Below are 20,341 nucleotides of genomic sequence, written 5' to 3'. Positions count from 1 at the left end.
GACAACGCCGCCACACAACCCCGAACACGGCCCGAGTGCAACCGTCTTGCGGGCCGGTGCCTTTTGCCGCCCGGTTCCTGTGGCCAAGTGGCTGCCCGGCAGACTAGAGCAGCACAATCTCTCCCAAAAGGAACTTTGAACTGATACCGCCGCGCACACTCGACGACATGAAAGCCTTCATACGGGCCAATACGCGGCTTTTGCCTGTTGCAGGCCTCTGCGACGGCCGCGGCGGAATCCGGCAAGAGCTGCTGATCTGGCAAGCCGATGAAATCACCCCGATCTGGTCGGCCACCGAAGCAGACCTGGCACGAGAAGGGCTCGATCCACCCTTCTGGGCCTTTCCCTGGGCGGGCGGGCAAGCGGTGGCGCGGTTGATTCTGGATCGGCCTGAACTTGTGAGAGGCAAACGCGTGCTCGATATTGCGGCCGGCAGCGGGATGATTGCCATTGCGGCCGCAACGTCGGGCGCGGCCGAAGTGCTGGCGAATGACATTGACCTCATGTGCGAGGCCGCCACCCTCCTGAATGCCGAGGCCAACGGCGTGACGATCAGCTGGAGGGGCGGCGATCTTTTGCAGGGACCGCCTCCTGAGGTGGACGTCATCCTCGCCGGCGACATCTTTTACCAGAAGCAGATGGCCGAGCGGTTCCTCGACTGGCTCGGCCGCGCGGCCGCGCAGGATGTGGACGTCTATGCCGGCGACCCCGGGCGAGCCTACGCGCCGCTCGGCGGCTCAGCGCCCATTGCGGAATACGACATCGAGACGACTGCCGACCTCGAAAGCGTCACGCTCCGTCGCTCACGCGTCTGGAAACTCTGACCGGCGCAGGATCAGCTCCGGATCATCGCCGCGCCCTTGGCCGCGATCATGATGGTCGGCGTATTGGTGTTTCCTGAGGTGATCTGCGGCATGACCGAGGCGTCGATGACGCGCAGACCCTCCACGCCGTGCACCTTCAACGCAGCGTCGACCACGGCGGCAGGGTCATCGGCGCGGCCCATCTTCGCGGTGCCTACGGGGTGGAAGATCGTGGTGCCGATATCTCCGGCCACGCCCGCCAGGTCCTTGCCTGCAGCCGCCTCGCCCGGAACGTGCTCGACCGGCGCAAAGCGGCTGAGCGCTGGTTGCTGCATCAGACGGCGGGTGAGACTTATTGCTTCGCGCGCCATGTGGCGGTCTTCTTCCGTAGCGAGATAATTGGGATCGATGACGGGCGCGGCATCGGGATCAGGCGAAGCTATCCTGACATGGCCGCGCGAGGTCGGACGCAGATTGCAGGCGGCGACCGTAATCGCAGGAAAGCGGTGTAGCGGCTCGCCGAACCGGTCAAGCGATAACGGCTGGACATGGAACTGGATGTCCGGCCGCGCCCGCTGCGCATCGGAGCGTGCGAAGATGCCGAGCTGAGACGGCGCCATGGTCAGCGGCCCACGCCGGCGCAGGGCATAGTCGATTCCCATCTTCATTTTGCCGTACACGGAGTAATAGATCTGGTTCAGCGTCTCGGCGCCAGAAACTTTGTAGATCGCTCGCTGCTGAAGGTGGTCCTGAAGGTTGCCGCCAACACCCGGCAGATCCACGACCGGCGTGACACCCGAGCCCTCAAGCACTGCAGCCGGACCGATGCCCGAGCGTTGCAGGATCGCAGGGGTGCCGATGGCGCCGGCGCAGAGAATGATTTCCGCGTTGGCGGAAACGGAAAAGCGTTGCCCGTTCTGCCGGAACACGAGCCCTTTCACACGGCGGTTCTCGATCAGCAGCGATTCGACCAGCACACCCGTTTCGACGCGCAGGTTCTGTCGCTTCATCACGGGCTTGAGGAAGGCCGTTGCGGCCGACCACCGTCGTCCGGCTTTCTGGTTCACATGGAAGTAGCCGGAACCTTCATTGCTCCCGGTGTTGAAATCGGGCGTCTTCGGAATACCGATCTGTTCGGCAGCATCACGCACGGCGTCGAGGATGTCCCAGCGCACGCGCGGTGGCTCGACGCGCCATTCGCCTGCCGCGCCGTGCACGTCGCTGTCGCCGAGGAAATGATTCTCGATCTCGCGGAAGACCGGCAGCACATCCGACCAGCCCCAGCCCGGTAGACCCAGATCTCGCCAGCCGTCATAATCCTCTGCCTGTCCCCGCATCGTGATCATCGCGTTGATCGCAGACGAGCCGCCCAGCACCTTACCCCGCGGATAGGCGAGTGCCCGCCCGTTCAGTCCCGGCTGGGGAGTCGTCTTGAACATCCAGTCCGCACGCGGATTACCGATCGCGAAGAGGTAGCCGACCGGAATATGAAACCAGATCCAGTTGTCCGCCCCGCCCGCCTCCAGCAGCAGAACGCGCCGCGACGGATCCGCCGACAGCCGGTTCGCCACGACGCAGCCCGCCGATCCGGCGCCCACGACGAGGTAATCGTAATCGCCGTCAAACGGCTTTGTGGCCCGGGCCATCGGCGCTCATCTAGCCGGGCTGCACGTCGATGAAGCGGCTGCCATCCTTTGCGAGACGTTTCAGCGTCTCGCTCGGCGCAAAGCGGGCGTCTTCCTTGCCCAGACGCTCCATCGTCACCAGCACCGCCTCGGCGCCGACCATGTCGCCATACAGCATCGGCCCGCCTTTATCGGCCGGCCAGCCATAACCGTTTAGCCAGACGATATCGATGTCAGAGGCGCGCTGCGCTTTCTTCTCCTCGAGGATTTTCAGGCCCTCATTGATCATCGGATGGATGCAGGCCGAGATGATTTCGTCCGCGCTCGGCGGCGCGGCCGCCGCCGCGCCGGTCACGTCCGCAATCACCTTCGCCGTTACCGGCGACGGCACCGGTTTGCGGTCCGCGCCATAATCATAGTATCCGGCATTCGTCTTCTGCCCCCGCCGCCCGAGTTCGCAGAGCGCGTCACGGATCGGGTTGGCGGTCTTCGCACCAGGCTTCCAGCCGATATCGAGGCCAGCCAGATCGGACATCTGGTACGGACCCATCCGGAACCCGAACTGGTTCAGCGCCGCATCCACATCCCATGGCATCACGCCGCTGTTCACGAGCTTCTGCGCCTGCGCCTGGCGGGCGAACAGGATGCGGTTGCCGACAAAACCTGGACACACGCCGACAAGCACCGCGATCTTGTTGATCGTCCTGGCGAGCGCCATGCATGTGGCGATCACGTCATCGGCTGTATGGTCGGCGCGCACGATCTCGAGCAGTTTCATCACATTGGCGGGCGAGAAGAAGTGCAGTCCGATCACGTCCTGAGGCCGGCGCGTTGCGCTGGCGATCTCGTCGATGTCGAGCGCCGACGTATTGGTGGCAAGGATCGCGCCCGGCTTCGCAATCCGGTCAAGGTCGGCGAAGATGCGCTTCTTCAGGTCCATGTCCTCGAACACAGCCTCGATGATCAGGTCGCAATCAGCGAAAGCCGACATATCGAGCGTGCCGGACAATCGGTCCATCCGCTCGGCGACTTCCGACTGCGGAAAGCGGCCATTGTCGGCGCTGCGCTGGTAGTTGGTGCGCACGACGCCGAGGCCGCGATCCAGCGCCTCCTGCTTCTGCTCGAGGATCACGACGGGAATGCCGGCGCTCGCGAAGTTCATCGAGATTCCGCCGCCCATGGTGCCAGCCCCGATGACGCCGACCTTGCGGATCGGGCGATGCGGCGTGTTCGCCGGCACATCCGGAACCTGCCAGGCCTCGCGGCCTGCCTTTGCGATGTAGTTGGAAACCGTCTCGGGTGTCATGGCGCCGGCTGGCATGGATCGCGTCCTCCTGGTGGCCCGCCGGTCATTGCCAGCGGATTTTGGGCCACACTATGCGCCCCGGGCGCTGCGAGGGAAGCCCGCCGATTGCCACGTGGCCATATTTTCCCGGACGTCGGATTTCCGGCATTGACTGGAGCGGGTAGACGGAATCGAACCGACATACACAGCTTGGAAGGCTGGTGCATTACCATTATGCTATACCCGCCCGTCAGGGCCGCGAGAGCGGCGGCATTGGCGGGGTGGTGGAGGGAGCTGGATTCGAACCAGCGTACGCTAGGCGGCCAGATTTACAGTCTGGTGGATTTAACCACTCTCCCATCCCTCCACGGGACCCGCGCCAACGCCGTTTGACGCCGCCGCGCCGGCGCTTCAAAAGGGCACGTTCTAGCACCCCCGATCCACGCCGGAAGCGGCCTTATAAGGATGAACCTCATGGCACGCAACCATACAAAACGGCCCGGCAACAGGCCGCCCGGACCGCCCGGGAACCGGCCCCAATCGGGTCATTTCGGCCGGCCGGAGCGGGAAAGCGCGGGCCGTGACAAGCCTGAGCGCGAAAAGGAGGGCGGACCTGTCTGGCTGTGGGGCACCCATGCTGTCCAGGCCGCTCTGGCCAATCCCGATCGCCAGTTCCTTCAGTTCCTCGCCACCGAGAACGCCGCCGAACGCCTGCCCAGAGGCCGCCTCACGCCGCAGATCATCACCGGCAAGGAGATGGACCAGCGCCTGCCACCCGGCGCTGTGCACCAGGGGATTGCCATCAAGGCCGAGCCGCTTGAGCCGGTCGCTCTGGAAGACCTTATCGCCGAGGGCGCGACCCGCATCGCTGTGCTGGACCAGGTGTCCGATCCGCACAATCTGGGGGCCATCTTCCGCTCCGCTGCGGCGTTCGGCTTCAGCGGGCTGGTGCTGCAGACGCGCAATGCCCCGCCGATCACCGGTGTCGTGGCCAAGAGCGCGGCCGGCGCCATCGAGACGATCGCCGAAGTGCGCACGGTCAATATCGCCCGCGCGCTCGAACAGCTCGCAGAAGCCGGCTTCCACACCGTGGGCCTCGCCGGCGAGAGCACCCGGTCGCTGGACCTTGCCGTGAAGGGCGCGGCTAAGATCGCCGTTGTGCTCGGCGCCGAGGGCCCCGGCCTGCGCCCGGCTGTCGCCAAGGCCTGCGCGGAACTGGCCCGCATCCCGATCGCGGCGGAGATGGAAAGCCTCAACGTGTCAAATGCTGCCGCAATTGCCTTCTATGAGGCGAGCCGCGGCGGTTTTCCGACCGCATGAACGTCTGCTAGACTGATACCTCACTCCCGGGGAGACCAACCATGCTGCGCATCCTGTCCGTTCTGCTGGTGCTTTTTGGACTCGTCGTTGCCGGCTTCGGCGGCGCGGCGCTGATGGAACAGTACACACCGAAAGAAACGGCATCGGCGGCGGCAGCGCCGGGTGCGGTTGAAACGGCCGCGGTTGAAGCGGCGCCGGAAGAGCCGGCCTTCGATGTCGCCTCAGTCGAACCCGAACCGGAAATGTCGGCCGAGAGCGCGGCCGAAGGCGCTGTTCCGGACGCGGTTGCAGAAGCCGGCCCGGCCCTGTCCGAAGAAGAAAGCCAGTTCAACTTCCAGACCCAAATGGAACCGGCCCCGATGGCGCGCTCGGCGCCGCCAGAGAGCGCCGGCGACGGCGCATTGCCGGAGATCTCGGCAATGTCGGCCCCGGCCCAGCCCTCCTTCGAGGAACGTCTGCAGACTGTGCCTGTCGCCCACGAGACGCCGCTGTCGGCCGAATACAAGCGCGCCTTCGACGTGACCTTCGCCATCGACGCCACGGGCGACACGACCGCCGCCGACGCCCTGCCCGGCAAGGGCCTGATCGAGGAAGGCGAAGCGAAAGTCTCCGAGCGCGTGGAAGTTCGCCTCTCCGGCGCGAACTTCGACATCGTCGCCACTTCGCCGCCGGTCCAGTCGCTTTCTCCGCTCACGGAGAATACCTGGCGCTGGTCGGTCACCGCGCTCAGCGCCGGCGAGCATGACCTTACCTTCGAGGTCTTCGCCATTGACACCGATGCCGTGACACCGCTGCGCACCTACCGTGACACGGTGACGGTGAAAGTCTCCGGCCTTAACCGGGCCATCGCCTTTGCTGACCAGGCGAACCCGCTCTTTGTCCTTCTGGGCGGCCTCGGCTCGGCCCTGGCAGGCCTCTTTGCGGCCTTCCGGTTCTTTGGGAACAAGTAGTCAGGCGGCAGGCTTTGCTTTAACTGCTTCTCTCAGACGCGCCCAGATCGCGCGGGGGAGGACTGTGCATGACACTCCAGGCTATCAGCGCCGGTTTCGGGCGTACCGGCACACTCTCGCTCAAGCTTGCGCTTGAAGAGCTCGGGTTCGGTCCATGCCATCACATGAAGGAAGTGCTGGAGAACGGCCCGGTCCAGGTTCCGCTCTGGCAGGCAGCAGCTGACGGCCAGCCGGATTTTGCCGCGATCTTCAAGGGTTACAAATCCGCAGTCGACTGGCCGGCTGCCGCCTTCTGGCGCGAAGTGTCTGCTGCCTATCCGGACGCAAAGATTATCCTGTCAACGCGTTCGGCTGAAAGCTGGTATTCCAGTTTCTCCGAAACCATTCTCCCCACCCTGATGGCAAAGGACCGCTGGCCGCCGCCGGCCGTGCCGTGGCTGACCATGGTGTCCAAAGTCGTCATCGACCGCAGCCTTGGCGGGCGCACGGACAAGGACGGCGTCATCGCGGCGTTCCATGCGCAGGAAGCAGCTGTCAGAGCCGCAATCCCGGCAAGCCGCCTGCTCGTCCATCAGGCCAGCGATGGCTGGGAGCCGCTCTGCGCCTTTCTCGGCGTGCCGGTTCCAGCAACGCCCTATCCGCGCACCAACAGCAAGGAAGAGTTCTTCCAGCTGATGAAGGGCGGGGACAACATATAGGACAGCCGGACGAAGATTTCGCTTGATCTCAACCTAGGTTGAGGTCGCACAGGTCGTTGATCTTCGGAGAAAGGGCCCGCGATGCCTATCAGCAAACAAATGCTTACGGGCTTCGGCGCCGCGGCGGCTATCCTCGGCGGAAGCTTGCGGGTGATTTCCACCTTCGTGCCCTACACGCCGGACTCGCCGGGCCTCGAATTGCTCTACGGTAGTGTGGACATCCTGATGCTGTTCGGCCTGATGACCCTCTACGCCAGCGTCTCGCGCCTCCTCGGCTGGACCGGGTTTGCGGGATTTGTTCTCGCGGCGACCAGCCTTGCAAGTATTGTCGGCCCAGACCCGAACAGGTTTGGCATCAACTTCTATGAAGCAGGCGCCGCCGGCCTGCTTGTCGGATTGGCACTGCTTGCAGGCGCCCTGCTGAAGCATCGGCTCCTGCAGCCGGCAGCCCTGCTCTGGCTTGCAGCGCTTGCTTCTGCTTTGATCGGTATACTGAGTTCTCTGACACTGGCTGTCACTTTCGCTGGCCTGCTACTTGGTCTTGGCTTCGCCGCAGCCGGCTTTCAGCTCAATAACTCTTCGGCAGGCCGAGCACGCGCTCAGCGATAAAGTTCAGAATCATCTCGCGGCTGACGGGCGCAATACGGGCGAGCATGGCTTCGCGCATCATCCGCTCGACATGATACTCCCGCGCATAGCCCATGCCGCCGTGTGTTAGCACGGCCGTCTCGCACGCAGTGAAACCGGCCTCGGTACCAAGATACTTTGCGGCGTTCGCTTCAGCGCCGCAGTCTTCACCCGCGTCGTAAAGCGCGGCGGCCTTGTAGGCGAGCAGTTCCGCTGCCGAGAGCTCGGCCCAGCACTTCGCCAGCGGATGCTGGATGCCCTGATTCTGTCCGATCGGACGGCCGAACACGACCCGCTCGTTGGCATAGCGCGTCGCGCGCTCGAGCGCGGCAAAGCCAAGGCCGACGCTTTCCGCCGCAAACAGCACGCGCTCCGGGTTGAGACCCTGCAGCAGGTATTTGAATCCCGCGCCCTCTTCACCGATCAGGTGTTCCTTCGGCACTTCCAGCCCGTCAATGAAGAGCGCGTTGCACTCCACAGCCTTGCGGCCCATCTTCGGGATCGGCTTCGCCTCGATCTTGTTGCGGTTGAGATCGGTGTAGAAGAGCGACAGGCCGAGATGCGGTTTGGAGCATTGATCCTTCGGCGTCGTGCGCGCGATGATCAGAATCTTGTCCGCACGCTGAGCACCTGTCGTCCAGATCTTCCGGCCATTGATGACATAACCATTGTTCGTCCGCTCCGCCTTCGTCTCGAGGCTGGACGTGTCGAGGCCCGAGTTCGGCTCGGTCACGGCAAAGCACATCTTCTCCTCGCCGGAGATGATCTTCGGTAGGTTCTCGCGCTTCAGTTCGGGGTTGCCGAACTTCTCGAGTGGCTTCGGCCCGAAGATGTTGAGGTGGATCGCCGAGGCGCCGGAGAAGCCCGCGCCGGTGCGCGTGACTGTCTGCATCATGATCGCCGCTTCCGTCAGGCCGAGCCCTGCGCCGCCATACTCCTCCGGGAAGGCGATTCCCATCCAGCCGCCCCTGGCCATCGCCGCGCAGAACTCTTCCGGCCACTCGCCTGTCTCGTCCGTCTTCAGCCAATAGGCGTCGTCGAACGGCTCCAGCGTTTTCGCCACAGCGTCGCGGATCGCCTGCTGGTCCTCGGTCATAGGACGGATGGTGTGCATGCCTTCATCTCCCTTTGGCCGCGAGACTTAAGGCGGGCTCTGAGCCTCGTCCAGCGTCAGGGGGTCGCGGCGAAGGCCCGGCGCGTCGAGAACGCGGCGGCAAGCCCGTCCGGCGCCTCGCCCAGCATTTCGTCTGCCAGCATCTTCGCCGTCACCGGCGCCAGCAGGATGCCGTTGCGGTAATGCCCGGCCGCGACGAACAGGCCCGGCGTGATCGTCTCGCCCAGAAACGGGGCGTGGTCGGGCGTGCCCGGCCGCACCCCTGCCCAGCTCTCCACCACCGACGCTGCCGCGAGCCCGGGACACAGCCGCACGCCCTCAAGGCGCAGCGCCTCGATGACGTCCGCCTCGGGCGCATCGATCACCCGGTCCGGCTCTACCGTCGCCCCGATCACCACCTGCTCGCTCCGCGGCACGAGGTACACCCTGCCCGAGCGCACCACCCGCTCAGGCGCGCCCTCATCCGCCCGCACCGCCAGCATCTGCCCGCCATGACAGTCGATATCGTCCAGCGCCGTATCCCAGTTAACCAGGCTGAAGCGCTGCCCGTCCTCCTCCACCTTGATGATCGCCGTCTCCCAGCCTGCAGCCGCGAGGATGGCGTCATGCCCCTCAAGCCTCACGCGTCCGCCCGCCGATTTGAGCGGCGCCGGGCCATCCACGAAGCGAACCTTCGGATGCGCGCCGAGCACTGCCAGCAGCGCCGACACGGTCTCCCGGTTGTGCACGCGGACGTCCGTCTCAAGCTCCAGCCCGCCCAGCACGTCCGCGTTCAGTGCCGGCTCCCGTCTGCGCAGCTGCGCCGCTGACAGTTCCGTATGCGCAAGGCCCGCCCGGCGCAGCGTCGCCGCGATCCGCGACAGCCGCCCGAGTTCATCCTCATCCAGCGCCGCGGCCAGCGACGGTGTCCGGTCAAACCCCACTGGCCTGCCCGCCCGCGCCGCCAGCTCCTGCGCAAAGCCAGGCCACAACGCCCCGCTCGCCAGGCAAAGCTCGAACAGGCGCGGATGCACGCCCGGCGCGTCTGCCGCCTCAAAGGCCGGCGCCAGCATTCCCGCTGCCGCCCAGCTCGCCCCGCGCCCCGGCGGCCGCACATCGTAGATGGTCACGCGCACACCCCGGCGCACGGCCAACTCATAGGCTGCCGTCAGCCCGATTATCCCGGCGCCGAGGATCGCAATACGCGGAAGGGAGGAGAACAATGCCATGCCGAATAAGCCTTCCGCCGGGGTTTAGGAGCCCCGGTCGGCACATTCAACACATGGCAGGCAATTCAGTTGAGGCCGCGAAACGCCGACCAGAACGTGTTGAACGCGTCGGCGAGGTCATGCTGCTGGAAGATGATCTGCTTCAGGCGCTCGCCGCCGGGGCCGAACACGGTGCGCACCATCAGGTCGAGGTCGAACGCCTCGCCGCGCGCGCCGGTATCGTGCAGGGACAGGAAAGAATCGATCGCCGCCGACAGCCGGACGTCCTCGTCCTCGCTGTTCAACTCGACATCCAGAACAAAATCCGTCATCGCGCCCGCCCCATCCGTAAACAAAAGATTAACAGAGTTTCCGGTCTATCAGAAGCTATTTCGCACCTGCAACATCGCAGGGTTGGGACAGCCCGCTTACCGGGTGAGCAGGTTATGCAAGAAACGGGTCAAGGTCCGCCTGATGGTAAACATCCAATTTGCCTTAAAGGGGTATAAAAGGTCGCGTCTGACGTTGGTTGCGATTCATTCTCATATGTGGTTGGGATCAGCGGCAAATTAAGGAGCCACAGATGCCCAGATTTCCGCTCGCGATCCTGTCGATGACCGTCCTAGCCGCCTGCGGCCAGCCTGCGACCCAGCCGCCTGCCGAGGGCGCGCCGGCGCCTGTGGCCAGTGAAGCGGCGCCTCCGGCTGCCGCGCTCAATATCTACTCCGCCCGCCACTACGATTCCGACAAGGCGATGTATGCGAAGTTCGAGGAACTCTCCGGCATCAAGGTCAACGTGCGCGAAGCCGGCGCTCCGGAACTGCTCGAGACCATGAAGGCCGAAGGCGCTGACAGCCCGGCCGACGTCATCATCGTCTCGGATGCTGGCGCACTTTACCGCTTTCAGACCGAAGGCTTCACCCAGGCCGTGCGCTCCGACAAGCTCGAAGCCGCGATCCCGGCGCAGCTGCGCGAGAAAGACGGTCATTGGTTCGGCCTTTCGAAGCGCGCACGCATCGTCGTCTATGACCCGCAGATGCTGCCAACCCAGGAAGTCGACACCTACGCCGACCTCGCCGATGAGCGCCTGAAAGGCGAGCTCTGCGTGCGCTCCAGCACGAACATCTACAATCTCTCCCTCCTCAGCGAGTTCATCAGCCGCAATGGGAGCGAAGCGGCCGAAGCCTGGGCCAAAGGCGTCGCCGGCAACTTCGCCCGCCCGCCGGAAGGCGGCGACACCGCGCAGATTCAGGCGGTCGCCGCCGGCCAGTGCGCCGCCGCCATCGTCAATCACTACTACTGGGTGCGCCTTGCGACCGGCAGCACCGAAGATCGCCTTGCCGCCGCCAAGACCTCCCTCTCCTTCCCGGACCAGGATGGCAACGGCACGCATGTGAACATCAGCGGCGCGGCGGTGGCGTCCACGTCGAAGTCGGCGGAACTGGCGGTACAGTTCATCGAATTCCTTGCCTCTCCCGAAGGCCAGGTGATGCTGACGTCCGAGACGAAGGATTTCCCGGTAGTGGCGGGTGTCGCCTATCCCGAAGGCCTCGAATTGCTGCCGGGCTTCAAGCAGAGCGACTTCCCGCTGACCGAGCTCGGCGCCAACCAGGCCGAAGCGCAGGCGATCTTCGACCGGGCCGGATGGAACTGAGGGCATCCGCCTTTTCCGCGCCGGTCTTTCGCCAGCTGCCGGTCCTCCTGGCCGGACTCGTGATCGCCCTGCCGGTGGCGGTCGTCCTGGTCACCGGGCTCGTCAATGGCGGCGGCGCGGCCTGGACGCATATCCGAGAGACGCTGCTGCTGCGCTATCTCGGCGGCACGCTGTCGGTACTCGCGCTCACAGGTATGCTCTGCCTGCTGATGGGTGTGCCGACGGCGTGGCTCGTCACCATGTTCCGCTTTCCGGGGCGCGGCCTGTTTGAATGGCTGCTGGTGCTTCCGCTCGCGGCGCCCGGCTACGTGCTCGCCTATGCCTGGAGTGACCTCGCGGGCGTCGCGGGCCCGCTCCAGACCGCCTTGCGCGAAGCGACCGGCTGGTCGGCGCGCGATTATTGGTTCCCGGACATCAGCTCCCTGCCCGGCCTGTCCTTCGTGCTCGCCTGCACACTTTTTCCTTATGTCTACCTCACCGCCCGCGCCGCCTTCATATCGCAGTCCGTCTGTACGATGGAAGCGGCCCGCAGTCTTGGCGCAGGCGCCGGGCGCACTTTCTGGTCTGTCGCCCTGCCCGCGGCACGCCCGGCCATCGCCGCCGGCCTCGCCCTCGCGCTGATGGAAGCTGCCGCCGACTATGGTGCAGCCGAATTTCTTGGCGTGCCAACACTGACCTTCGGCATCGTGCGCGCCTGGAAGAGTTTCGGCGAGCCTGCCGCAGCTGCGCGGCTTGCCTTCGTGCTTCTGGCGCTGATCCTCACCTTTGTCCTGCTGGAACGGCGCGCGCGCGGCCGTGCGGGCACCCAGCAAAGCTCCATTCGCTGGCGCCAGATATCGCGCGTCACGCTTACCGGCCCCGCTGCATGGGGCGCCAGCGCACTGTGCAGTGCGCTTTTTGCGCTGGCCTTCCTACTCCCGGTCGGCCGCCTGGTCTGGCGTAGCCTCGAAAGCGGTGCGCGCAACGCGCCCATTTCCGACGCCCTCATCAATTCGATACTGCTCGCCGGTGCCGGCGCGGCGCTCGCCTTCGTCCTTGCACTGATAATCGCCTTGTCGATCCGCGGAAAGGGGCCGGTCGCCACCTTTGCCCGCATAGCGGCCTCTTCCGGCTACGCCATTCCTGGCGCTGTACTGGCGCTTGGCGCCCTCGCGGTGATCAGCGCGCTCCCGGTCACGCTGTCCGGCGCACTTGCCCTTGCCGCGCTCGCCTGGGTCTATGCCGTGCGCTTCACCGCCGCCGGCACCGAACCGATGGCCGCCGCCCTCGCCAGGGCGCCCGCCTCCATCGGCCAGGCCGCGCAAAGTCTCGGCGCCTCCCCCCTGCGCCGCACCCTCAGGGTGGATCTGCCAGTTGCCATGTCCGGCGCCGCAGCGGCGGCCCTGGTCCTGTTCGTGGAGGCCTTGAAGGAACTGCCGGCTACGCTGATGCTGCGACCGTTCAACTGGGATACGCTCGCCGTACGCGCCCATGCCTATGCCAGTGACGAACGCCTTGCGGCCGCCGCCCTTCCGGCCCTGCTGATCACACTCGCGGGCCTGCTTCCCGTCATTCTGCTATCGTGGCAGATCTCAAGGGCTCGTCCCGGAGGCGCCGCATGACCCGCATCCTCGAAGCCCTCGGGGTCACACGCCGTTACGGGTCCCGCGCGGTGGTCGAAGACGTGTCGCTGTCGCTGGCGCCCGGTGAGATTACCGCGCTCCTCGGCGGCTCCGGCGCAGGCAAGTCGACGCTCCTGCGTCTGCTCGCCGGACTTGAACCCGTCGAGGCCGGGGAGATCCGCCTCGGCGAGCAGATATTGTCAGCCCCCGGACGAACCCTCCCGCCGGAACGGCGCCGCATCGGGCTGATCTTTCAGGACTTCGCGCTGTTCCCGCACCTGACCGCGGAGCGGAACGTCGCCTTCGGCCTCAATCACCTCTCCCGCGCCGAGGCCGCCGCCCGCATCGAGCACTGGATCGGCTTGCTTGGCCTCACCCACCGCGCCAGCGCCTTTCCGCACGAGCTTTCCGGCGGCGAACAGCAGCGCGTCGCTATCGCACGCGCTCTCGCCCCCCAGCCGGATGCCATCCTGATGGACGAGCCCTTCTCGGGCCTTGACCCCGCTCTAAGCGGCAGTGTGCGCAGCGCCGCCCTCGCCGCCGTGCGCGCCGCCGGTATCCCGGCCCTGATGGTCACGCATGATCCCGCCGAAGCACTGGAAAGCGCAGACCGCATCGCCATCCTGTCCGGAGGGCGACTGCTTCAGTCCGGCACGCCGGAAGATATCTATACCCGCCCCACCACGCTCGCCGCCGCGCAGGCGCTCGGCCCTGTCAATGTCATCCCGCGCGCGCTGCTGCCGATCGCCTGGCAAAACCTCGTGTCCGCCGCCGGCGCTCTGGTCGGCTTTCGCCCCGAAGCGCTCCGGCTCGATGCGTCCGGGCCGGTACGCCTGATGGTCGCCCGGCGGCGGCTAACCGGCCCGCTCGTCCGCCTGACCCTCGTAGGCCAGGGCCTTGAACTGGAAGCCCTTCTTCCTCTCGGCCCCGGTCCGGTTGTGGGCGAAGAAACCGGCGTCACGCTGGCCCCAGGCGCTGCGTTCACATTCGCGTCAGGCGAAACCTGACAATTCAGTAACGGGTGCCGCCGAGCCTCGCTTTCGGGCCGCTAAGGGCCTAGGTTGGAGCGGTTGACGTGCTGGACGGTGTCCGGACGGTTTGTGGAGAGTAACCGGATGGCTGCAAAACTGATCCGTGCGGTCGCTGCGGTCGCTGCCTCGGCGGTGCTGGCCCTCGGTGCGTCGGCTCAGGGCCTGATCCGCGACGCCGAGATCGAGGAGACGTTGCGCGAGTGGACGGACCCGATCCTCGAGGTCGCCGGCCTCGTTCCGAACGATGTCCAGCTTTTCATCATCAACGACCCCTCACTGAACGCCTTCGTCGCCAACGGGCAACGGATTCACCTGCATACGGGTTTGATCATCGAGGCGGAAACACCTGGCCAGATCAAGGGCGTGATCGGCCACGAAACCTGCCACATCGCCTGCGGCCACACAGTCGCCCGCCTGCGCGCCGGCGAAGTCGCGATGCGTCCCGCCCTCGTCTCGATCGGCCTCGGCATTCTCGCCATCGCTGCCGGTGAAGCCGGCGCCGGCGCCGCGCTGATCGGCAGCTCCGGCCAGTTCGCCGCCCTCAACTTTTATGTGCATACACGCGCCGAAGAATCCGCCGCCGACGCCGCCGCCGTGAAATACCTGGCCGCGCTTGGCCAGTCTCCGGCGGGGATTGTCGAGTTCTTCGAGAATTTCCGCTACCAGGAAGTGTTGTCGGACGCGAAGCGCTACCCTTATTTCCGTTCCCACCCCCTGGCGTCAGACCGTATCCGGACGGCACGGACGCTGGCCGTTGCAACCGGCCTCATGGATGTTCCGCCCACGGAGCGCGAGCAGAAGCAGTACGAGATGATGCGGGCCAAGCTGGTGGGCTTTCTTGATTCGCCGCTGAAGGTGCGCCGTGACTATCCGGCCAGCGATAAGACGGCCGCCGCAAGGTATGCGCGCGCCATCTCGGCCTACCGCGCTTCCGACATCCAGACGGCCCTCGGCGACATCGAAACCCTTATCGCGGAAGATCCGGAGAACCCCTACTTCTGGGAACTCAAAGGACAGATCCTTTTCGAAAGCGGCCGGGCCGCCGAGTCGGTAGAGCCGCATGCACGCTCGCTGGAGCTGAAGCCCGGCCAGCCACTGCTGCTGATCAACTATGCCCGCTCGCTCAACGCCCGCAAGGGCGAGGGTGATTCCGCAACCGCTGAGGCCGCCTTGCGCGACGCACTGATCGCGGAGCCCGACAACGCCTTCGCCTGGGCCCAGCTCGCCATCACCTATGAGAACCAGGACCGGCGCGCCGAAGCGCAGCTCGCAACCGCCGAGTCTGCTTACTGGGTGGGAGACATTGTCCGCGCCAATGCCTTCGCCAGACGCGCGTCCCAGACGCTCGACAAGGGCTCGACGAACTTCCGCCGGGCCGATGACATCGTGCTGATCACCGATCCCAGCAACCCGGACAACCGCGTCTTCTACGAGCGCTATGGCCGAGGCTCTCGCCTCTCGCTTGAAACGGCGGACCGCGCCATGCCGTTCGGCGACTTTTCGGCCAGGGACCGCCGGTAACGCCTGTGTGAGTGAGGGTGGACGCATGCGCCCGCTTGCCTATAGTCCGGCCAGTTTCATCCACAGGACCGACGCCGAATGACGCCCATCCTCCGAAAGCCGCTGCTTGCGCTGGCTGCAGCCAGCCTTGCCCTCCTGCCTGCCTGCGCAGATGCCGGGACCACCGCCAGCAAGTCCGAGATCGAAAAGGTCGTCCGGGAATACATCCTGGAGAACCCGGAGATCATCGAGGAAGCGCTCGTCGCCCTCGACCAGAAGCAGAAGGTCGCCCAGGCCGCTGCCGCCCAGGCCGCCATCAACGCCAATGCCGACAAGCTGTATGCCCATGCCGGCGACTATTCGATCGGCCCGGCTGACGCCAAGGTCACAGTCGTCGAGTTCTTCGACTACCGCTGCGGCTTCTGCAAACGCTCGGTCGACTGGGTTCGCGCATTGCCGGAAAAGTATGACGGGGAAGTCCGCGTCGTCTTCAAGGAACTTCCTATCTTCGGCGGCATCAGCGAAACCGCGGCCCTTGCCGCGCTTGCAGCGGGCAAGCAGGGCAAGTACCTCGAGATGCACGTCGGCCTGATGGGCATCAAATCGAACGACGATCTGACCGAGGCCAACATTGATGCGGTCGCCAGGGCCGCCGGTATCAACGTTGCCAAGATGCGCGCCGACATGAAATCGATAGCCGTCCAGCAGCAGCTTTCCGACACGAAGGTTCTCGGCCAGAACCTCGCGGTCGGCGGCACCCCCGGCTTCTTCATCGGTGACCAGCATATCGAAGGCGCGAATATCCCGCTGATCGAATCCGCCATCGAGGACGCCCTGAAGAGCTGACCCGGCAGCGGGCCTGAGTGTGATTGCCAGAGCCCGCGCTCGCCTGGAAAGATCTGCGCCGCAAATTGCATCCGCTTTACGCCTTCAACACTGCGCTGACGGCGCGGAACCGCTTTCACGCTTCCTGCACGCAGGTTCCCGGCGGCGGCCCCAGACTGCCGAACCACACTGAGCTGCATATCCCTAGCTTCACGGTAGCACCCCAGAGTGCCGGCCAGACTGCGGCGGACCTAAGGTCCGCTTCTGTCGGCGGGCAAGCGCCCGGAGCCGAGCGCCGGTTGCGCTGGCTCTTTCCTGAACCCGGAACTTGCTGACAGGATTGCCGGGATGAGGAGAAGGCTGCCCGATGCCGCGAAAAAGCACCAGACTGACACGAGCGTGTCCTGGTCCGCAGCCAAAAGGACGACCAGGACGGCCGCCACCAGGCCCGCAAACAAGCGAAGGGCGGGGAGGGCCGAACAGGCGAGCGCGCCAATGGTCGCCAAGGCATAGGGGACGAGGATCCAATCCGTCCCGCCTTGCGCTTCTGACAGCAGCCAAAGCGGCAGGGAAACGCCCGGCTTGATTTGAGACGTGTACTGAACAGATGCGCCCGCAACGCTGGCCGTCACATCAGCGTTCACCAGCCGCGCAATGTATACAAGGCTCACGAGGCACCCGGTCGCAGCCAGCGCCGCGATAATCCTCTTGCGAGGTCCATCCTCCTGCGCAAGCAGGACCGACAAAGGCACCAAGACCGGCCAGACCACCGTTGCAATAAAGACAAACAGCGTGGCTGGCCAGCCAGAGGCGGGGAGGCCGACGCCTTGGTCCAGGGCCCGCCAGACAAGTCCTTCACTTGCCTGCTGGACGGCGAAAACCAGAGGGACGCCAGCCAGCGGCAGGTAGTTCGGCGAAGGGCTCTTGAATACCGCGTAGGTACCGGCGAGCGCACACGCAGCAGCGACGGCAAAACTTGCAGGTTCCGAAAAGCACATCGCGTCACCTCACCCTGTCTCAACGGCCCCGACGGAGACCACTGACTTCAAGTATCTCGGCACGCTGCGATACCGGGGAATCGTTCAGCAGAACCTGATCAGTGCGACATAAGGAGCGGTATGGATGAAGCGTCGAGGATACGCCGCGTGGCGCCCCCGAGTACAAACTCGCGCAATCGCGAATGACCAAAGGCCCCCATGACAAGCAGGTCCGCCTTGTGGTGGGTGGCACGTGCCAGAAGCGCGTCGCCGATCTTTTGTCCTGAAACGTCAAACTCGTCGACCGCCGCGCTTATACCGTGGGCGGAAAGATAGCTGACCAGGGACGCCGCCGGCCGACTGGATTCAATCGCCTTTTCCCCCCGCCCGACGAGCACCTGGACCGACTTTGCGCCCTTCAGCAAGGGCAAGGCATCTCCAACCGCACGTGCAGCCGATCGGCTCATGTCCCAGGCGATCACCGCCGTGTCCATTGAATAGGCCTCGGTCCTGGTGTCGGGATAAAGCAGGCAAGGCCGGCCGGTTGAAAACAGCCATGGCTCAACTTCGGCGATGTCAGCAACCGGGCTTCGCGTCAGGCCAAGCAGGCAAAGATCGCTCGTTCGCCCGAGGGTCGCCAGTGAGGGAGCCCCGCCTGGCCAATCAATCGTCACCGACGATATGCTGAGACCTACGCCTGCCGCTTCGCATTTCTGTTTCAGGTATTCTTTCAGTTCGGTGCGCTTTGCCGAGATTGTGTCTTCGATGTCCTTGGCGATACCGGCCATCATCTTCCCGGCGATCCAGTTTTGCGGCGCCTTGACGTCGACTTGCGGCAGGCTCACGTCAAGCGCAGCGCCGATGCCCTGCGCAAACCCGCAGGCGAAATCGATCGCCGCGAGCGATGTCGGCGATCCGTGCGCGCTGATGAGAAAATGAATACGGCGGTAGGACATCTCAACTCTTTCCTTTCAACTGACTAAGAAGCCTGTCGTTCGATTTGTTTTTGTCAGCCCACTTCAAGCGTCAGATCCCGCGCAACTGGCAGCCGCCCGCCCACGGAACGTTCGCAATGTCATTGAGGCTTGAAGGCAAAGGTCAGGGTAAGGCCCGGCGCACGCCATACGTAGTTTGACTTATGCCGGCGGGGTTCGGCTGCAGGCTTCTGTCGATGGCGCAGGGGCCTTGGGGCCCCGCCAGCAGGCCTGGGCACACCGGCCACCTCAGACTCTCCCGGTCACCAGGCAGTCCTTTTCAGACATCCAGACCCGAACCCGATGGCCGCCTGTTTGGAAAGACGGGAAACCTGCCTGAAAGGCTGCCTGCTCTGCCAGTGCGGCATCGGAAGGTGCGGCGGGGGGATCCACCTTGCGAGTCAGCCGCGCCGGAACAACAACCCGCGCCGGACTAGGTAGACTTGCGGATAGGAGAAGCACGCAACTGCCACCAGTTTCGCGTTATACTCCGCAACCCGAAACGGAAGACCTCATGTTTCTGGATCTGAAACAGTCCTGCATCAGCGTGCGGATGGCTGCCGCCTTCACCCTTGTGGCCGCTGCCTCAGGATGCGCGACGGCGCCCGCCGCGCCGGATGCAGGCATTCCAGCCTGGACAAGTCCGAAAGACTGTTTCAGCCGCAACGTCCTCGCGACCGATCCGTATGCGGAGCGTATGGCGATCGTCTGTTCAGGCCCGCAGGCGGCCGCAGATCCCAACCGGAGCGGCGTGGAGCGGGCGACCGCCTATTTTAACGCCGCCGCCGGCTTCAACCTTCTCGGCGAACGAGGCACGACATCGCTTGCCTGCGAGACGACCAGCGCTTGCTACCAGTTTGCCCTGAACCTCGTCGAGAAGTCATTCATAAACCAGGAAGATGCGCTCGTCCGCAAGGACAATGCCTCCTCGATTGCGGACGTTGACGAGCGCTTCATCCTGCGCCGCAGGCTTGCACAGGCGCGCGCCCTGACCGGCACTGCGATGTCAGGCAGCCCGGCCTGCGCCGAACCGGATCAATGTCTTGGCGCCGCTACCGGCGCGCTCGCGACACAGGACCTCGCCGCGCTCGCTGCCCGCCCGGATGACCCGATTGCGGTGTTCGCCTGTCAGGGCCTCGATCTTAGCGCGCAGATCAGCCAGCTGCGGGGCACAGAGCACGAATACGCGGCCGTAACCGATCTGCGGCAGATCATCCGGTCGTGCCCGTCTCTTGCGGCGGGTGCAACCAACACGCTGGCGAAGATCGCGTACAACCGCGGTGAGCAGCTTCGCGGGTCCATGGCGGCCTCGGCCGCAGCCAACGCGCCGCCGTCCCAATCTGCTGCCCTCGGCGTGTCCGCTGTGTCGAGCTACCGGGACGCCTTGCGCTCGGCATCCGTCAGTCTCCCCGCCTATCGCGGCCTGGGCGCCGTCTATCTTGCGCTCGCCGGCCTTGAGCCGGGGAAGGCTGGCGAGCATTTCGACGCAGCAAGGGATGCGTTCGATGCCGCCCAGAAGATCAGTGCCGCAACGCCGGATGACGCGCACGCCAAAGACCTGGAGCAGCTCGGCGTCAGCTACATGAGCCTTGCCGGTACCAAGCGCCCCGTCGATCAATTGGAGCAGGAACGCCTGATCGATGCGGCCATCCGGGTGCTTGTGAAGTCCACTTCGCTGTCGCCGACTTATGATCGCCAGATGATCCTCGGCGAAGCCTACGAGCAGGCGGGCCGCAGCGAGGAGGCCGAAGCCGTCTATCGTACCGCGCTGGCTTCCGGGCAAAGCGCCGGCCATGAAACAGCCACCTTGTCCCTTGCACGGCTCCTGGAACGTATCGGCAAGGCGGAGGAAGCCCTCTCTGTCCTTCAGAAGGCGTCTGCTTCCGGCCTCCAAGCTGCATCGGTCCGCTACGAGATCGGCCGGCTGCAGTTCGGCAGATCCGATTTTCCAGGCGTGATTGACGCGCTGTCGCCGGTCGCCGGAACGCTCCCGGCTGCGCAGACCGCTGAGGCGCGCTACATGCTGAGTGTCGCCGAGACAGTGCTCCGGCGGACCGGCTGGCAGGCGCGGGCGCGCGCCTATGCAGATGACGCGGCGCAAGCGAACAGCTTTTCGGCAAAGTATGCGCGCCAGGCCTGCCTGTCCCATATCCTTGCCAGCGGGCCGGAC

18 protein-coding genes and 2 tRNA genes are annotated in these 20,341 nt (G+C 65.1%); 11 read left to right on the top strand and 9 right to left on the bottom strand.

All coding sequences use genetic code 11. The annotated features are described in order from the left end of the window. Positions 1–167 precede the first annotated feature (167 nt). On the top strand, positions 168–824 hold the full coding sequence (locus Q0C17_RS17475; protein ID WP_291209144.1) for a 50S ribosomal protein L11 methyltransferase: 657 nt from the start codon (positions 168–170) through the stop codon (positions 822–824). Positions 825–835: 11 nt separating this feature from the next. On the opposite strand, the gene Q0C17_RS17470 is transcribed toward Q0C17_RS17475, so the two are convergent. The 4 genes from Q0C17_RS17470 to Q0C17_RS17455 all read right to left on the bottom strand — a co-directional run bounded on the left by Q0C17_RS17470 (position 836) and on the right by Q0C17_RS17455 (position 4,080). Beyond that, positions 836–2,449 carry a GMC family oxidoreductase N-terminal domain-containing protein gene (locus Q0C17_RS17470; protein WP_291209143.1) on the bottom strand — a complete coding sequence of 538 codons (1,614 nt, stop codon included), beginning with the start codon at positions 2,447–2,449 and terminating at the stop codon, positions 836–838. A 10-nt stretch (positions 2,450–2,459) separates the two neighbouring features. Next, positions 2,460–3,749 (bottom strand): 3-hydroxyacyl-CoA dehydrogenase, encoded by a 1,290-nt coding sequence (locus tag Q0C17_RS17465; protein WP_291209142.1) that lies wholly within the window; start codon positions 3,747–3,749, stop codon positions 2,460–2,462. 137 nt (positions 3,750–3,886) lie between these two features. Beyond that, positions 3,887–3,960: transfer RNA gene (locus Q0C17_RS17460), tRNA-Gly, on the bottom strand. Positions 3,961–3,995: 35 nt separating this feature from the next. Then, a tRNA-Tyr gene (locus Q0C17_RS17455) sits at positions 3,996–4,080 on the bottom strand. Positions 4,081–4,187: 107 nt separating this feature from the next. On the opposite strand from Q0C17_RS17455, the gene Q0C17_RS17450 reads away from it, so the two are divergent. The 4 genes from Q0C17_RS17450 to Q0C17_RS17435 all read left to right on the top strand — a co-directional run bounded on the left by Q0C17_RS17450 (position 4,188) and on the right by Q0C17_RS17435 (position 7,290). Continuing rightward, positions 4,188–5,033, top strand: coding sequence for an RNA methyltransferase (locus Q0C17_RS17450; protein ID WP_291209141.1), 846 nt, complete (start codon positions 4,188–4,190; stop codon positions 5,031–5,033). 41 nt (positions 5,034–5,074) lie between these two features. Then, the gene (locus Q0C17_RS17445) at positions 5,075–5,983 is read left to right on the top strand and encodes a hypothetical protein (protein ID WP_291209140.1); all 909 of its coding nucleotides are present in this window, start codon (positions 5,075–5,077) and stop codon (positions 5,981–5,983) included. 68 nt (positions 5,984–6,051) lie between these two features. Further along, on the top strand, positions 6,052–6,681 hold the full coding sequence (locus tag Q0C17_RS17440) for a sulfotransferase family protein (protein ID WP_291209139.1): 630 nt from the start codon (positions 6,052–6,054) through the stop codon (positions 6,679–6,681). Positions 6,682–6,762: 81 nt separating this feature from the next. Beyond that, complete coding sequence (locus tag Q0C17_RS17435; RefSeq protein ID WP_291209137.1) at positions 6,763–7,290, top strand: hypothetical protein; 528 nt, start codon at positions 6,763–6,765, stop codon at positions 7,288–7,290. On the opposite strand, the gene Q0C17_RS17430 is transcribed toward Q0C17_RS17435, so the two are convergent. The 3 genes from Q0C17_RS17430 to Q0C17_RS17420 form a co-directional block, all read right to left on the bottom strand. Continuing rightward, positions 7,250–8,422 carry an acyl-CoA dehydrogenase family protein gene (locus tag Q0C17_RS17430; RefSeq protein ID WP_291209136.1) on the bottom strand — a complete coding sequence of 391 codons (1,173 nt, stop codon included), beginning with the start codon at positions 8,420–8,422 and terminating at the stop codon, positions 7,250–7,252. The two genes, Q0C17_RS17435 and Q0C17_RS17430, sit on opposite strands and share 41 nt — an antisense overlap. 56 nt (positions 8,423–8,478) lie before the next feature. Then, positions 8,479–9,630 carry an FAD-dependent oxidoreductase gene (locus tag Q0C17_RS17425; RefSeq protein WP_291209134.1) on the bottom strand — a complete coding sequence of 384 codons (1,152 nt, stop codon included), beginning with the start codon at positions 9,628–9,630 and terminating at the stop codon, positions 8,479–8,481. Between the two features lie 65 nt (positions 9,631–9,695). Further along, positions 9,696–9,941 (bottom strand): hypothetical protein, encoded by a 246-nt coding sequence (locus tag Q0C17_RS17420; protein ID WP_291209132.1) that lies wholly within the window; start codon positions 9,939–9,941, stop codon positions 9,696–9,698. 251 nt (positions 9,942–10,192) lie between these two features. Between Q0C17_RS17420 and Q0C17_RS17415 the strand changes: the two genes are divergently transcribed. From Q0C17_RS17415 to Q0C17_RS17395, 5 genes are all read left to right on the top strand, one after another. Continuing rightward, entirely contained in the window at positions 10,193–11,263 is a 1,071-nt protein-coding gene (locus Q0C17_RS17415) for an extracellular solute-binding protein (protein ID WP_291209131.1), read from the top strand. Further along, positions 11,254–12,864, top strand: a complete 1,611-nt coding sequence (locus Q0C17_RS17410) for an iron ABC transporter permease (RefSeq protein WP_291209129.1) — start codon at positions 11,254–11,256, stop codon at positions 12,862–12,864. Before Q0C17_RS17415 ends, Q0C17_RS17410 begins: the two co-directional genes overlap by 10 nt. Next, positions 12,861–13,871, top strand: coding sequence for an ABC transporter ATP-binding protein (locus Q0C17_RS17405; protein WP_291209127.1), 1,011 nt, complete (start codon positions 12,861–12,863; stop codon positions 13,869–13,871). Before Q0C17_RS17410 ends, Q0C17_RS17405 begins: the two co-directional genes overlap by 4 nt. 108 nt (positions 13,872–13,979) lie before the next feature. After that, positions 13,980–15,416 (top strand): M48 family metalloprotease, encoded by a 1,437-nt coding sequence (locus Q0C17_RS17400; RefSeq protein WP_291209125.1) that lies wholly within the window; start codon positions 13,980–13,982, stop codon positions 15,414–15,416. A gap of 78 nt (positions 15,417–15,494) precedes the next feature. Continuing rightward, the gene (locus Q0C17_RS17395) at positions 15,495–16,241 is read left to right on the top strand and encodes a DsbA family protein (protein WP_291209124.1); all 747 of its coding nucleotides are present in this window, start codon (positions 15,495–15,497) and stop codon (positions 16,239–16,241) included. A 230-nt stretch (positions 16,242–16,471) separates the two neighbouring features. Here Q0C17_RS17395 and Q0C17_RS17390 read toward each other — a convergent pair whose 3' ends face one another. Next, entirely contained in the window at positions 16,472–17,218 is a 747-nt protein-coding gene (locus Q0C17_RS17390; protein ID WP_291209122.1) for a DUF6629 family protein, read from the bottom strand. 98 nt (positions 17,219–17,316) lie between these two features. Continuing rightward, a complete protein-coding gene (locus Q0C17_RS17385; protein WP_291209120.1) occupies positions 17,317–18,153 on the bottom strand; it encodes a universal stress protein in 837 nt (278 codons plus the stop codon). Positions 18,154–18,685: 532 nt separating this feature from the next. On the opposite strand from Q0C17_RS17385, the gene Q0C17_RS17380 reads away from it, so the two are divergent. After that, positions 18,686–20,341 (top strand): tetratricopeptide repeat protein (locus Q0C17_RS17380; RefSeq protein WP_291209118.1); only part of this gene is annotated, 1,656 nt, incomplete at its 3' end.

This window comes from Hyphomonas sp. (assembly GCF_022844445.1).
In the GTDB taxonomy this organism is placed as follows: domain Bacteria; phylum Pseudomonadota; class Alphaproteobacteria; order Caulobacterales; family Hyphomonadaceae; genus Hyphomonas.
Note: the sequence above shows the minus strand (reverse complement) of the source record. Positions and strands in the feature narration are given on the sequence as shown.

Bases quoted from the DNA above. Each gene is read 5' to 3' on its own strand.
- Q0C17_RS17440 (WP_291209139.1), top strand. From the start codon at position 6,052: ATGACACTCCAGGCTATCAGCGCCGGTTTCGGGCGTACCGGCACACTC.
- Q0C17_RS17420 (WP_291209132.1), bottom strand. From the start codon at position 9,941: ATGACGGATTTTGTTCTGGATGTCGAGTTGAACAGCGAGGACGAGGAC.
- Q0C17_RS17385 (WP_291209120.1), bottom strand. From the start codon at position 18,153: ATGTCCTACCGCCGTATTCATTTTCTCATCAGCGCGCACGGATCGCCG.
- Q0C17_RS17465 (WP_291209142.1), bottom strand. From the start codon at position 3,749: ATGCCAGCCGGCGCCATGACACCCGAGACGGTTTCCAACTACATCGCA.
- Q0C17_RS17425 (WP_291209134.1), bottom strand. From the start codon at position 9,630: ATGGCATTGTTCTCCTCCCTTCCGCGTATTGCGATCCTCGGCGCCGGG.
- Q0C17_RS17450 (WP_291209141.1), top strand. From the start codon at position 4,188: ATGGCACGCAACCATACAAAACGGCCCGGCAACAGGCCGCCCGGACCG.
- Q0C17_RS17410 (WP_291209129.1), top strand. From the start codon at position 11,254: ATGGAACTGAGGGCATCCGCCTTTTCCGCGCCGGTCTTTCGCCAGCTG.
- Q0C17_RS17400 (WP_291209125.1), top strand. From the start codon at position 13,980: ATGGCTGCAAAACTGATCCGTGCGGTCGCTGCGGTCGCTGCCTCGGCG.
- Q0C17_RS17395 (WP_291209124.1), top strand. From the start codon at position 15,495: ATGACGCCCATCCTCCGAAAGCCGCTGCTTGCGCTGGCTGCAGCCAGC.
- Q0C17_RS17405 (WP_291209127.1), top strand. From the start codon at position 12,861: ATGACCCGCATCCTCGAAGCCCTCGGGGTCACACGCCGTTACGGGTCC.
- Q0C17_RS17445 (WP_291209140.1), top strand. From the start codon at position 5,075: ATGCTGCGCATCCTGTCCGTTCTGCTGGTGCTTTTTGGACTCGTCGTT.
- Q0C17_RS17435 (WP_291209137.1), top strand. From the start codon at position 6,763: ATGCCTATCAGCAAACAAATGCTTACGGGCTTCGGCGCCGCGGCGGCT.
- Q0C17_RS17390 (WP_291209122.1), bottom strand. From the start codon at position 17,218: ATGTGCTTTTCGGAACCTGCAAGTTTTGCCGTCGCTGCTGCGTGTGCG.
- Q0C17_RS17470 (WP_291209143.1), bottom strand. From the start codon at position 2,449: ATGGCCCGGGCCACAAAGCCGTTTGACGGCGATTACGATTACCTCGTC.
- Q0C17_RS17430 (WP_291209136.1), bottom strand. From the start codon at position 8,422: ATGCACACCATCCGTCCTATGACCGAGGACCAGCAGGCGATCCGCGAC.
- Q0C17_RS17475 (WP_291209144.1), top strand. From the start codon at position 168: ATGAAAGCCTTCATACGGGCCAATACGCGGCTTTTGCCTGTTGCAGGC.
- Q0C17_RS17415 (WP_291209131.1), top strand. From the start codon at position 10,193: ATGCCCAGATTTCCGCTCGCGATCCTGTCGATGACCGTCCTAGCCGCC.